The sequence below is a fragment of the Bacillus sp. NPDC077411 genome, from assembly GCF_044543425.1.
Classification (GTDB): domain Bacteria; phylum Bacillota; class Bacilli; order Bacillales; family Bacillaceae_G; genus Bacillus_A; species Bacillus_A bruguierae.
The window spans coordinates 29,272-42,122 of record NZ_JBITWA010000018.1 but is presented as its reverse complement, the minus strand read 5'-3'; the positions used below and the strand labels follow the sequence as shown (position 1 = coordinate 42,122).

Genomic DNA, 12,851 nt, shown 5'->3' with positions numbered 1-12,851 from the left:
TTAAAATAGTCTCTGTGTTTACTGCGTATAATGTTATTTTAACTGGAAATACATATAACATACATCTGTAAGCTTGCCGTGTGCCAAGGGTACAAGCAAAAATATAACATATTCATATAATATAACAATTTAAAAGAAAAGAGGTGCTTATGATTGGCTAAAAAGGATATTCTATTTGCTTTCGCTGAAAAAAGTAATATACAACTTAATTTACCACAAAATGGCGGATTAACTGTTCTTACAATCCCGGCTTTTGATGCATCAGGGTTTACTGTTAAGTTAGAAGCGATGGCAGAGGTAGTAGTTCAGAATGCAACTCCTGATTACACCGTTGCTATGGATATAGTTTTACTTCGTAATGGAATTGACATAGCTCGAACAAGTGAGGTCAATGTAGGTAACGGTCTACAATATATTACAACTCCTAATATAACTTGGGTTGATATACCTCCACCTGGAACTCACACTTATGAACTTTTTATAACGATAAGTACTAATCCGTTTGTGGATGAAAGATTTGTTCTCACTCGTGCATTAACTGCGACTCTATTCCCACCTGATAATGTTCTTCCTTCGGTATCAAATTGAATCTAAAGAAAAGACGATTGTATACGAACAATCGTCTTTTCAGACTACAACTATTTTTTAACATCTAAAAAAGGCATTGGGATTAATAAACATAATTCCAATGCCTTTTTCACTTTACTACGTTACAGAGTAAACCCATGAGAAATTATAATTAACTACGTTTTTGCTTCTTATTTGATGAAGGAACTTTAGCGGAACCTGTTTCGCGCGTAGTCGTTCCTTGCCCTTCAACTTGTGAAGAGCCAAGACCTGCTCTAGAAGGATCCTGTTTAACTTTTCGACCCACTTTGCTCACCTCCAACGTTACTTTTTGCTTAGATGCGTGAAACTATGCAGAATAAGGTAATAGACTCCCTTTCCTTTTCATAAACTGCTTTTTCATAGTTTCTAACAGGAAACTCATAAACCTTGGTTGTATATATAACATAAGCTTATATTTTAAAGGCAAATGAAACGGGAGGAATTTTCAATGAAACATCCTGTCTTACAAGTTTATGATTATCACGTTTGGGCAAACAAAAAACTCTTTGAACACTTAAAGACATTACCAGCAGACGTTTGGTCTACAAAAATACAAAGTGTCTTCCCTTCTATTTCGCAAACATTTATGCATATGTATATTGCTGATACAATCTGGCTAGGTACTTTATTAGGCAAACCTTTTGATGAAGTGAAGACATCTGCAATACACCTTTCAGAAAAGATAAAAGATACAACTATCAAGGAAATGGAACAACTATTTTTAACTTTATTCGAAGATTATCAAGAGTTTTTCGCCCATGAAGAAAACTTAGAGAAAGTCATTTCACCTGAACATCCTCACTTTGGACGATTAGACACGAATGTCTTTGAATTGGTTCAACATGTTGTGAATCATGGAACATATCATCGCGGGAATATAACGGCTATGTTAAGACAGTTAAGTTATACAGGAACTTCGACTGATTATATTTTTTATTTGTATGCAATGAAATAATAAAAAAACAATTATAAATGGTCTGTTTATAAGTAAAGTGTTTCATTCTCTACTCATAAACAGACCATTTTAGTTGAACGTAACGAAAATCTATTTAGGATTTTTTATGTACATAGCAGCTTTATATTTCTCTTGAAACGCTTTAAATTGCTCATCATATTTCTCAAGTTTTTTAATATCTAGAATTGCGTTTAAAAATGGTTTACGTTTACCAATTACCATAATATCTTTTCCATCAATTGAATCATTTAATTTTACATAGGGATGAAAATAATCACATTTAGTTTCAGGTAATGCAACAGATAACTTTGCATATTCCTCTGTAGGAAATTGATTAGATATTTTTATTTCCAGTAAATTTTTTAAACATGTTACAGGCTCTAAAGATCCATCTTTGACCCGTATATTAGTTAAACTTAAATATTTAAGATTAACCAATTGTTTAAGAGGATCAAGTGTATTAATTTTTAAAGCGTTCCCTATACCACCTGATAGTTCTAATTTGTTCAGTGTTTGACAATATTGTAAAGGCTCAATATCATTTAATTTCTTAAAGTCTTCAATAGACAAAGATCTCAAATACATATTTTTAGATAAATCCCATAGTTTAGCTGCTTTTGTATTCCAACACAAATTGATTTGTTCAACATCTGAAAGCAGCTCTAGTGAAGTTAAATCTTCAACTCTTATTTCATATACAAAAAGAATTTTAGGTCTTATATATTTTAAAATTAAATCAAACTGGGTTTGATTTATCGAAAACAACCACAGCTTTTCAATATTAGAAAATTCTTTTAAACGCTCTAAATTTTTTGTTATTCCTTGTATAGCAATTTCATTAGGAATCTCTTCTAATTCATTTAAATCTTTAATAAAATCTGGCTGTTCTCCAATAGGAAACATTCTTGCTCCTCCAATAATTAGATTAATCACTTGTTTAAATTGATTTTATAGAATAAATATGTAATTCCGTCAAACAAGTTTGTTACGCTAACAATATCATACTAACTATTAGAGGTGAATTAGTAGTTTTATATATGAATCCCATAAGGGCTACAGAGTAAAACCAATCACCTAATGTACTGATGGATAAAACAAAAAAACAAGTTTCTAAATGGCACATTATTCTCTAATAAAGCTCGATATGTTATAGAAGAGTTTTTTGTTACTCTATGCAACTTCTTATTCATTAGCACCACTCATTACTTTAGGACAAGTAAGCGACTTCCCATTATCATTAGATGTAATGCTAAGCATATACGGTACAGCGACATGTGACCAATCCTCAGCTGTTGGAGAACTCGATACATACTCTGGTGCACATGATTGTAACATTGAAGTATGAATGCCTCCGCCTGGATCTAGCGCCACTACTGCCAGTTCTTTTGGTAATTCTAGTGCCATGGATTGAGTCAACCCCTCTATCGCAAACTTGGAAGCACAGTACGGTGCAAGTTTAGCTTCGCCAGATCGTCCCCAACTAGAGCTAATGTTGATAATGATACCTCGTTTATTATGAATCATAGCTGGAACAAATGACTGTATCACATTGACTGCACCATTCACATTGATATTCATAACATTTGCAAACTCTTCTGAAGAAATAGTCCAAAGATCCGCATTTTTATTCACAATAGAAGCATTATTAATAAGTAAATCTGGCGTACCGTATCGCTGAAGTATATGCGCTCCCCAAGCACTAACAGCTTGATTATCTGAAATATCTACAGATTGAAAATCATGTTTGCTGTCAAATTGGCTCCTAATTTGCTCAATTTTATCTTTAGAACGACCACATCCAGCAATGAACCAGCCTAGTTCAGAAAAACGATCAATTAATGATCGACCTAATCCTTGAGTCATTCCAGTGATTACTACAAGTTTTTTATTTTTTTCTCTAATCATTTGATCCCCCTCGCTTTCTGAAAACTTAGCTATTTAAACTTATTTTACACTTTTTTAATAACGGATACTTGCTACATATTGACTAAACTTTTTACAACTTTAGTAGTAAATTACTCGGCTCTATTTTTTAATAAAGAAATATTTTTTCCAAATAATGTTTGCATAAGCGAATAATCGTGTAGACAAAATAGAATTTGAACAATTGCTTTTTGAGAAACGCATATAGAAGGAGGTGAAATATAAAGTGGTAGTCACTGCACATGCTAATCGTAACAATCACTCCTCAACTGCTGCTCCTATACAGTCCCTAGTAAATCAGGTAAGTGAAAATCAATTCCAAGCATATTTAACTCATTTGGTTTCTTATCCAACAAGATTTTCTACCAGTTCTTTTTATAAAGATGCAGCAACATGGGCTCGTGAGAAATTGAATGAAATGGGATATACAACTAGTAGTGAAACTATACCTATAAATGATAAAAATAGCCAAAATATTATTGCTGACAAAATGGGAACAAATAATGGTACAAAAAATCTGATTATTATCACTGCACATCTTGATTCAGTCAACCATGCTGGTGGTCCTTCATCTAATGCTCCTGGAGCTGATGATAATGGAAGTGGTAGTGCTGGACTCCTTGAAATTGCTCGTGTATTTAAGGACTTACCAATACAGCATGATCTTCGTTTTATCCTTTTTGGAGGAGAAGAACAAGGTTTACTAGGTAGTAAACAATATGTTGAGAATCTCACTACTCTTGATAAAAATCGAATTCAAGCTGTTATCAATATGGATATGATTGGTACATTAAACACGTCACCACCGACAGTTCTAATTGAGGGTTCACCGTTATCAAAAGAGACGATTGATGGATTAAATAATGCTGCATCTCTATATACAAAAATTAATGTGGAAATATCTCTTAATCCTTTTGATAGTGATCATGTTTCTTTTCTTAATAAGGGAATCCCCGCTGTCTTAACTATATGCCTTAAACCCCAATGAGCACACAGCAAACGATACCCTTGAGCATATTCATTATCCACTTGCACTAGATATTCTACGAATGAATGTAGCTTTTATTGCTTCTCGAATTACAAATATATGATGAAGGAGATTTTTTATGGACGATTATACCAAAGACAAAAAAGCGAACATTTCAATAGAAGAATCAAAAGAAAATCCACCTATGAGACGCACTTGTGCAACTATGGATATGCACAATAAATTATTAGAAGAGTCGGAAGAGTACAGAAAAGAAAGAGAAAATATTGAAAATATGACTGAAGAGTATATTAAAAATAAAAATAAATAAACACTTCTATCTTATTTTTGATATATAAATATCTGCTATATGATTACTTAGACCTATAATACTAATTAAAGGAGAATTTATTATGACAAATCATACGAACTCATCTGAAAGAACAAATACACCTGCTACCCGCAAATGCGCAACTATTGAGATTCACCATAAATTACTTGAAGAGTCAGAACAATATAGAAATGCACGTATTGAAATTGAAAGTATGACTAATGAATATTTTAATAGTCTGCGCTTAGAAGCAGAAAGAGCAGTTGTGAAAATTCCTGTTGTAGTTCACGTGGTATGGAATACAGATGAACAAAATATTTCTGATGAACAAATTCATAGTCAAATTGATGTTTTGAACCGTGATTTTCGTGCAACTAATCCTGATATAACAAACGTGCCCTCTGCATTTAAAAATTTTGTAAGCGATGCTAAAATCGAATTCTTTCTTGCTACAAAAGACCCTAATGGAAACCAAACAACCGGTATTACTCGTACACATACAACTGAGCAATCATTTTCTGCAGATGATAATTCTGTTAAATCAGAAAGTACCGGTGGAATAAATGCATGGCCTACCGATAAATACTTAAACTTATGGGTATGTAAGCTAAGCGGGGGTGTTTTAGGATATGCACAATTTCCTGGTGGTCCATCTGAAACAGATGGAGTTGTTATCACATACACAGCATTTGGCACCACAGGTACTGCGACAGAACCTTTCCATTTAGGACGAACATCTACTCATGAAATTGGACATTGGTTCAACCTATTTCATATTTGGGGAGATGATAATGGCGCTTGTACTGGTTCAGACAGAGTTGCTGATACACCTAATCAAGGAGACCATAATTTCGGAAAGCCAAAATTCCCTAACATCTCTTGTAATAACGGGCCAGATGGTGATATGTTTATGAACTATATGGATTATGTTGATGATGATACTATGGTAATGTTTACAAAAGATCAAGTAGATCGTATGGATGCATGTCTTGCAGGACCTCGTTCATCTTTTCTTAAGAGTTAAGACAGGTATACAACTTATTAGCCTTACAGTTATGATATTTAATTATTAGAAAACTGAGTTCGTGGCGCAAAATACAAGCATTCATTTCTTATAGCTATGAACTAAATATGACAGGAACTGTATGAACTGCGTTAGCGATTTGCACTTGAAATCGCTAACGCAGTTCAATTCTCTAAGTTTGTTGTAAGTCATCGTGCTGATGAATAGAGTAACCAAAATGCGAACGTAACTTTCTCCTTTGTGATTGTCACATCCGTTTTTGGGGTTTAAAGCTATAAATTTAACTAACTTTTTTTAATAATTAGGCTGAATATATCCTAATTTTATTCCCTTTGTTACAGCTTCTAACGAAGATGAAACATCCAGCTTATCAAATATGTGTTGAATATGGTTTGAAATGGTGCGTTCACTAGCATATAAGATAGAAGCAATTTCTTTACGCTTACATCCATCACATAGTAATTGTAGAATTTGTTTTTCACTATCAGTTAATTCCTCAACATGATCCGTAGACATTGGAAAATAATAAGTACCCTTATTAACCTCAATTAAAATTTGCAACAACTTATCTGGCATAATGTTTTTATTAATAAAACCACTTACACCGATTTTTTGAGCTTCATACCGATAAACAGGTAAATCATAGCCTGTTAATATAACTATTTTCGTGTCACATTTGCTATCTAAAATATTTTTTGCTACGCCTAAACCATCTTCATTACTAATATTCCTTAAATTAATATCGATTAATGTAATATCTGGCTTACACTCATTGATGAATGCAGTAACCTGTTCAATACTTTGTAATGAGTAAAAATGATCTATTTCAGGATAATCTTCCAAGGCTATCTCTAAACTTTTTGCAAATAAAGCGTGATCATCTATTAATAAAATATTCATAGGAATCATCTCCTTTCATTGGGATAAGAATTGTAATGCACAAACCAGAAGGATTACATTCTGAAATGGTCATTTTACCGTTTAATAAAAACAGTTGTTCTTTAATAGAATTCAATCCTCTGTGATCATTACGAACGTACTTTTCATTATCCACTAAGCCTATACCATTATCTTTTACTATAAGTTCTATTTCGTCATTTTCTTGTTTTAAACTCACAACTAGCTTTGAACATTTAGAATGTTTGAATGCATTTGTTACCAATTCCTTTAACATTCTGTATATAACAAGCTGATAGGGTTCAACTAAAAATAAATTTTCACTACAATTAAAAGATATATCAATATTTTTCATTCCATATTTTTGCTGTATCATTTCAAGCAAATTACTATAATTTTCTTGAAATGTAAGTGTTTTTAATAGTGTTGGATAGTACTCTTCCATTTGTACTCGTATAGACAAATTTAAGTGATCCAACGTTTTTACTATAATTTCATGAATCTCCTCTTTGTTAGATTTATTCATCATATTTTTAACAGCTAAAACATCTTGCAAAATTTCATCATGCAAATAATTAGAAAAATCACGTTTCAACTTTTCCTCTTTCGCTATCTGTACGAGATTATAAGCATAAGAGCTGTCTGACATAATTTTTGGTTCTTCTGTATCTGAATTAACAATCGTTTTTTTTATGTCTTTATATAATAACGTGAAATGAAGCAAAACAAACCAAAAAAGCGTATGTATAATGATGAAATAGGCAATCATATTAAACCTAAACAATATCCCAAGGGAAATCATACAAACAAGAATAAGGAAAAGTATCAGTCCCCTTTTACCTTCCTTTAAAAGAAAATACTTCTTCATAAATATATGGTTTTTAAAAGCAACAGCATGAATACTGAATAAAGGAAAAAGAATCATGATATACCACCCTAGATTGCTTAAATATTCGGGGTTTTCTGCAAAGAAGGCAGCATATCCAATAAAGAAAAAAATAAGAACAGCAACAGATCTAAGTAGATGCTTTTTTTCACTTTTTAAGATAAACATGATTCGTCTTCGATGTTTCAAAAATAAGAAAGCAATACAAATAAAACTTAAAACGAATTGACATAAAAATAGAATGGCAAACATTTTATCGTTTATCAATTTCGCAACCAATGTTAATAAACATATAATCTGTAAAATCCAGTCTTTTTCTTTTTTATACATATAAGTAGAATCTTGAAAAAAGAAAAAGAGAAAAAACTGTGCTGTCTGATATAAAATCACTACACTAAGCAGCGTACTTAATGTATAAAAAATTTGTATTTCACTAAGTGTGAATAAAAACTGCCATGAAGCAAGCATTAGCAAATTAGAAAACTTCCATAAAGCTATATTTTCTTTCATGTTTACAAAACCAATGTAAGCTCCGTAAATAACCATAATCGTTATAATTGCTAATGGAAGCAACTTTGCTGTTCCTACAATATTATGTTGCGAAAATTCATAGCATAAAAAAATAATTATACAAAGTTGGTTAATTAAAAGGATAATTTGTTTTTGCTCATAGTACTTTTTCATAAACTCACTTACCTTTACTAGCTTAAATACATATAAAGCTAATGCTAGTTTACTATCATTAGCCTTATATATATCGATTTTAATTTTCCGACATATAAGTCGCTGCTATGCAGAATACAACATAACCGCTACTTGCATGTCTAAAATGCCGTTTTTAAAATTTGTATTTATATAAGAATTTTTATTTTTTATTGTCAAAGATAATTTTATAGCATGCTCGCTTTGTTAACAAATAATAAATCATATATACCAAAGTGAAAATAATTACCGCAAAAAGAATAGGGAATATAAAGGCACTGCTTTTTCCTAATAAGTCATCCATTAAAGCCGTTTTGTAAGCTATCAGTGCAAAAATACTATGCGCTAACCCTAATACGTATGGGATGCTAAATAACGTAAGAATCTCTTTACTTATTATTCTTTTTATCTTTTTCTTGTTATACCCCATTCTTTTTAAAGTGATAAATTCATTTTTGTTTGACATCATACTCGAAAGATTATGGAAGTAGAGAATACTCCCCGTTGCAATAAAGAAAATGATAGTAACAAAACTAATGAGCAAGAATGTTGAACTATTCTGCTGAATAATGTAATCATTTTTTTGATAACTACTTGTAAAATAAATATTATTTTTAAATAGTGGAGCTAGATTCTCATAAACTGTCTTATTATCTCTCATATCAACTCCATTAAAACTCATCATCGTTGTTTCTTTATGCCCTAAGGTTTTTATCTCTTTATATAGTTGATCTGAAATGACAAGGGTTCCTACACTATTTGCAAAACCAATTGGATTGAGTAATGTAGTGTCTTTTACTTTTATATCCATGTTATTTGTAGTTGTTAAGTTCAAAGTATATAATTTCCCTTTATCTAGCTTTTCTTTTTCAGGGCGATATTTTACTAAGATACTTTCACTTTTAGTTAAATTCTCAAAGTCTACATTTTTACCTTGCATATTTATTAATTCTTTATAATCCGACTCGGACATAAGATCAAATCCATGTTCTTTCTTTGCACTATATTCTTTAGGTAAATTTTCAGAAGAGGCTGTTACATGAATAATAGTTGTTTCTTTATATTTCATATTTTCTTTACCAACAGTATCTTGTACAATTTTAATTGCTTTAGCGGCCAATTGTTTATCTTCCACTGGAAACTCGATAGCTGACGGTATGATTCGTTCCGTAGCAGCAACAGGATAGTAGAGAGTTAGTAAAGTAGAACCGAATATAGCCAAAGTTCCTGCAACTAATAAAGTTAACAAAATTAAAGTTTTTGCCTTCGAACGGATTTTAAATATAAAATTTGGAATAACAATAATATTGGCTTCCTTATAAAACCAGCTTTTCTTTTTCTTCAATTTTTGAATAGCATATGGTAAAAAAGAGTGAATAAAGAAAATTGTGCCTAGTATTACACTTAACATTGTTAAAAGTGCAATTGGTGAAAATCCTATTGTTTTCCAGAATGATTTCGTTCCTCTTGTAATATCGATAGCAAAGAAATAACCAATTAAAATCAAGAATAATCCAAGGAATGAGAAAGCTGTATTGATTCTCACCTTCTTTTCTTCCTTTTTTTCCATACGTACCAAAGCCAGTAAGGAACTTTTCCGAAGAATGATCCAGTTAGATAAAAATAAAGCAAGCAAAACAGCAAATATAAAAACAAAAGTGAATAGTACCGCACCAGAATTAATAAGTGGCACTTCAGAAGTATCAATTTGTAATTTTAGTACTCTGACTATCACTTCGACAATTCCTTTATGAGCAATCGCACCAAAAGCAATTCCTACAATTAGAGCAGCAGAACAAATTATACTATTTTCAAAAGTTAATAATTTTAGCATTGTTGATTTTCGATACCCTAAGAGCGAATAAATTCCAAGTTCTTTCATTCTTTTTTTCATAAAGAAAGTATTGGAGTATGACATATAGAATAGTACAAATGTCATAACAAAGATTGCCACCGTTCTCGACATGATTTCTACTCTACCATCAGACGAAATCTTTTCCATGATCATATCGTTCATGGAAAAAGAAATAAAGGAGAAAAACACTATCAGCACAAAAGCTACTGAAACGAAATAGAACGAATAGAAGGAAAAGTTATTCTTCAGATTCTTTTTTGCTATTGTTAATAATCCCACAATCATGCCTTCCTTTCATACTCTTATTTATATCGATTTTCATCAATTTTAGCGATTTCCTTTACTATCTCTTCAAAAAATTCTTTTCTCCCCTGTCCATTTCTTCTCAATTCTTTTATGATATTTCCATCTTTAAATATTAGAATTCTACTTGAAAAACTTGCTGCATAAGCATCATGGGTTACCATTAAAATCGTTGTATGAAGTTCCTCATTTACTTCTCTTAATTTTTGAAGTAGCTCCGTTGCAGAGTTTGAGTCTAATGCTCCTGTCGGTTCATCTGCAAATAAAATACTAGGCTGTTTCGCAATTGCTCTTGCTGCTGCAACCCTTTGTTTTTGTCCCCCTGAAAGTTGACTAGGGTACTTAGATAATTGTTCGAATATCCCAAAACGCTTTGCTAAACTATTTATAGATGATTCAATTTCTTCTGGAGATTTATGTAATAAAGTAAGTGGTACAGCAATATTTTCCTGTACTGTTAAACTATCGAGCAAGAAATACTCTTGAAAAATAAAGCCTAAATGCTCTTTCCGAAAATCTGCAGATTTATTATCATTAAGTTTTTTAATATCGATGCCCTTTATCAAAACATCTCCATCTGTAGGCGTATCGATGGTTGATAGGATATTTAATAAAGTTGTCTTTCCAGATCCAGAGGCTCCCATAATACCAACAAACTCCCCAGACTCAATATCAAAAGATACTTTATTAAGTCCAGGTAATTGATTCTTGTTGTATATCTTTGTCACATTTTTTGCAGATAATAGTGCATTCATTTTATTTGCTCCTTTCAATTTGTTTACATGTTAAGTTTATTCTTTAATATATAAAAAAACATGAGTAAAAAACGCAATCTTCTATTCATACACCTGTATGTTTTTTAAAAGATTGTAAAAGGACGCAATTTAAAAAGTCGACATACCCCTTTTTTTAGGCGGACGAGAGCATCTGGCCATGTATAGAATCAGTCAGGGCCTTTTTCTGCCACATGCAAGGTTTAAAACAAAAGGAGAAAGCAAGTAGAGATCATGTTGTATTCTGTATAGCAACGACTTATATATTAAAAAACTAAAATAGTTATATATAGCTAAAATAAAGTGAAACTTCCGTCAGTGGGGGTTTTCTTCATCCCTCACTGACGGAAAGCCCGCCCAATCGGGCTTTTACGGGCAGTTGTCCCCGACCTATCTTCTTTAGAAAAGCGGAAGCGGCTCGCCCAGAATCGCAGGACGTTGGAGCCCGCGACAGAGAGGCGCTTTTTGCCTCGTCCGAGGGGGCGAAACGACCGGAGATTCTAGCCGCTAGAGCTGGACAATACTTCTCTCTGAATCTTGAGGTGGGGGTCTTACTGCCCGTTAATGCGGGATAAAATTAGGATCAAAACAAAAATACAGTATTCAACAAATTACAGAAGCTAACAAAAGTAGTTGAATTGTTACTCATAAAAAAGGGCTGTCCACAAGCCAGTTACACTGACTTATGAGACAACCCTTTTTCATCTCAAACATATTTAAATCAACGACTTCGTTTCCCGCAATACTTCAATAAAATACTCCCAGTTATTCACTACAGAAGGAATGCTTACATGCTCATCTGGTGTGTGAACATGAAACATATCTGGTCCGAGTGAAATCGCATCTAGTCCTGGAATTTTCTCCATAAATACACCGCACTCAATTCCTGCATGAACCGCAAAAACCTCTGCATCTGTACCATATTTTTCTTTATGCACTTTTTCAAATAAACTGCGAATTGAAGAATTTGGATTGTATGGCCATTCTGGATACTCAGATTCTTTTTCAAACTGAGCTCCCACTACTTCTGCGATATGCTTAATTTCATTTACAATATGTTGTTTTAAGCTTTTCACAGAACTTCTTACTTCATTTCTTAATTTAATTTCATTATGTAACATTTCAACAACACCTAAGTTTGTAGAGCTTTCCACTAGTCCTTTTATTTCCATGCTCATACTTTGAATGCCGTTAGGGATTAAAAATAATGAAGAAATAAGTTGTTTTTGCGTTTCTTTTGCAAATACATTTTCAATTGTTTCTTCTAATTTTGTAAGAGAAACATATACGTCCGGGTCCACAGCGCGTAGTTCTTCTTGTAAAATGCTTGTCCACTCTTTCACTTTCTCTTCTACTTTTTGCTCATCACTTTCAGAAAATAAAATCGTTGCTGCACTTTCACGCGGGATTGCATTTGTTTTTAATCCACCATGAACACCGCTCATAGAAAACGGAATTTCATTGGATAAATCATAAAGGACTCTGCCTAAAATTTTATTGGCATTTCCTCTTTCTTTATCAATTTCCATACCAGAATGTCCACCTTTTAATCCACCTACAAAAAGACGATATGGTAATACGTTAGCTGGCGTTTCTTCCCAAACAATAGATATTGTTTCAACTGCT

13 protein-coding genes are annotated in these 12,851 nt (G+C 32.4%); 5 read left to right on the top strand and 8 right to left on the bottom strand.

Annotated elements, in window-relative coordinates; genetic code table 11:
* The first annotated feature begins 153 nt into the window (after window positions 1–153).
* Complete coding sequence (locus tag ACIGHG_RS19750) at window positions 154–588, top strand: hypothetical protein (RefSeq protein WP_336474047.1); 435 nt, start codon at window positions 154–156, stop codon at window positions 586–588.
* Window positions 589–739: 151 nt separating this feature from the next.
* Here ACIGHG_RS19750 and ACIGHG_RS19745 read toward each other — a convergent pair whose 3' ends face one another.
* Window positions 740–874, bottom strand: coding sequence for a YuzL family protein (locus ACIGHG_RS19745; RefSeq protein ID WP_336474048.1), 135 nt, complete (start codon window positions 872–874; stop codon window positions 740–742).
* A 183-nt stretch (window positions 875–1,057) separates the two neighbouring features.
* On the opposite strand from ACIGHG_RS19745, the gene ACIGHG_RS19740 reads away from it, so the two are divergent.
* Window positions 1,058–1,564 (top strand): DinB family protein, encoded by a 507-nt coding sequence (locus ACIGHG_RS19740; RefSeq protein WP_336474049.1) that lies wholly within the window; start codon window positions 1,058–1,060, stop codon window positions 1,562–1,564.
* A 90-nt stretch (window positions 1,565–1,654) separates the two neighbouring features.
* Here ACIGHG_RS19740 and ACIGHG_RS19735 read toward each other — a convergent pair whose 3' ends face one another.
* Both ACIGHG_RS19735 and ACIGHG_RS19730 read right to left on the bottom strand, forming a co-directional pair.
* Entirely contained in the window at window positions 1,655–2,467 is an 813-nt protein-coding gene (locus ACIGHG_RS19735; RefSeq protein ID WP_396550119.1) for a leucine-rich repeat domain-containing protein, read from the bottom strand.
* A gap of 279 nt (window positions 2,468–2,746) precedes the next feature.
* Window positions 2,747–3,469, bottom strand: a complete 723-nt coding sequence (locus ACIGHG_RS19730) for an SDR family oxidoreductase (protein WP_396550117.1) — start codon at window positions 3,467–3,469, stop codon at window positions 2,747–2,749.
* A 244-nt stretch (window positions 3,470–3,713) separates the two neighbouring features.
* Here ACIGHG_RS19730 and ACIGHG_RS19725 point away from each other — a divergent pair, with 244 nt between their 5' ends.
* The 3 genes from ACIGHG_RS19725 (at window position 3,714) to ACIGHG_RS19715 (ending at window position 5,809) form a co-directional block, all read left to right on the top strand.
* Window positions 3,714–4,475: a M28 family metallopeptidase gene (locus tag ACIGHG_RS19725; RefSeq protein WP_336474051.1), complete on the top strand. Its 762-nt coding sequence runs from the start codon at window positions 3,714–3,716 to the stop codon at window positions 4,473–4,475.
* Window positions 4,476–4,593: 118 nt separating this feature from the next.
* Window positions 4,594–4,785: a hypothetical protein gene (locus tag ACIGHG_RS19720; protein ID WP_336474052.1), complete on the top strand. Its 192-nt coding sequence runs from the start codon at window positions 4,594–4,596 to the stop codon at window positions 4,783–4,785.
* An 82-nt stretch (window positions 4,786–4,867) separates the two neighbouring features.
* Window positions 4,868–5,809 carry a zinc metalloprotease gene (locus tag ACIGHG_RS19715; protein WP_336474053.1) on the top strand — a complete coding sequence of 314 codons (942 nt, stop codon included), beginning with the start codon at window positions 4,868–4,870 and terminating at the stop codon, window positions 5,807–5,809.
* Between the two features lie 294 nt (window positions 5,810–6,103).
* Here the strand turns inward: ACIGHG_RS19715 and ACIGHG_RS19710 are convergent, their stop codons facing one another.
* The 5 genes from ACIGHG_RS19710 to ACIGHG_RS19690 form a co-directional block, all read right to left on the bottom strand.
* Entirely contained in the window at window positions 6,104–6,718 is a 615-nt protein-coding gene (locus ACIGHG_RS19710) for a response regulator transcription factor (protein ID WP_336474054.1), read from the bottom strand.
* Window positions 6,687–8,276 carry an ATP-binding protein gene (locus ACIGHG_RS19705; protein ID WP_396550114.1) on the bottom strand — a complete coding sequence of 530 codons (1,590 nt, stop codon included), beginning with the start codon at window positions 8,274–8,276 and terminating at the stop codon, window positions 6,687–6,689. The genes ACIGHG_RS19710 and ACIGHG_RS19705 overlap by 32 nt, the downstream gene beginning before the upstream one ends.
* A gap of 181 nt (window positions 8,277–8,457) precedes the next feature.
* Complete coding sequence (locus ACIGHG_RS19700; protein ID WP_396550112.1) at window positions 8,458–10,428, bottom strand: FtsX-like permease family protein; 1,971 nt, start codon at window positions 10,426–10,428, stop codon at window positions 8,458–8,460.
* A 23-nt stretch (window positions 10,429–10,451) separates the two neighbouring features.
* Window positions 10,452–11,207: an ABC transporter ATP-binding protein gene (locus ACIGHG_RS19695; protein WP_336474057.1), complete on the bottom strand. Its 756-nt coding sequence runs from the start codon at window positions 11,205–11,207 to the stop codon at window positions 10,452–10,454.
* 734 nt (window positions 11,208–11,941) lie between these two features.
* Window positions 11,942–12,851 (bottom strand): M20/M25/M40 family metallo-hydrolase (locus ACIGHG_RS19690; RefSeq protein WP_396550108.1); only part of this gene is annotated, 910 nt, incomplete at its 5' end.

What these genes read in the sequence shown, in the direction of transcription:
- ACIGHG_RS19740 (WP_336474049.1), top strand. Translation starts at nt 1,058, where the DNA reads ATGAAACATCCTGTCTTACAAGTTTATGATTATCACGTTTGGGCAAAC.
- ACIGHG_RS19735 (WP_396550119.1), bottom strand. Translation starts at nt 2,467, where the DNA reads ATGTTTCCTATTGGAGAACAGCCAGATTTTATTAAAGATTTAAATGAA.
- ACIGHG_RS19730 (WP_396550117.1), bottom strand. Translation starts at nt 3,469, where the DNA reads ATGATTAGAGAAAAAAATAAAAAACTTGTAGTAATCACTGGAATGACT.
- ACIGHG_RS19720 (WP_336474052.1), top strand. Translation starts at nt 4,594, where the DNA reads ATGGACGATTATACCAAAGACAAAAAAGCGAACATTTCAATAGAAGAA.
- ACIGHG_RS19715 (WP_336474053.1), top strand. Translation starts at nt 4,868, where the DNA reads ATGACAAATCATACGAACTCATCTGAAAGAACAAATACACCTGCTACC.
- ACIGHG_RS19710 (WP_336474054.1), bottom strand. Translation starts at nt 6,718, where the DNA reads ATGATTCCTATGAATATTTTATTAATAGATGATCACGCTTTATTTGCA.
- ACIGHG_RS19705 (WP_396550114.1), bottom strand. Translation starts at nt 8,276, where the DNA reads ATGAAAAAGTACTATGAGCAAAAACAAATTATCCTTTTAATTAACCAA.
- ACIGHG_RS19695 (WP_336474057.1), bottom strand. Translation starts at nt 11,207, where the DNA reads ATGAATGCACTATTATCTGCAAAAAATGTGACAAAGATATACAACAAG.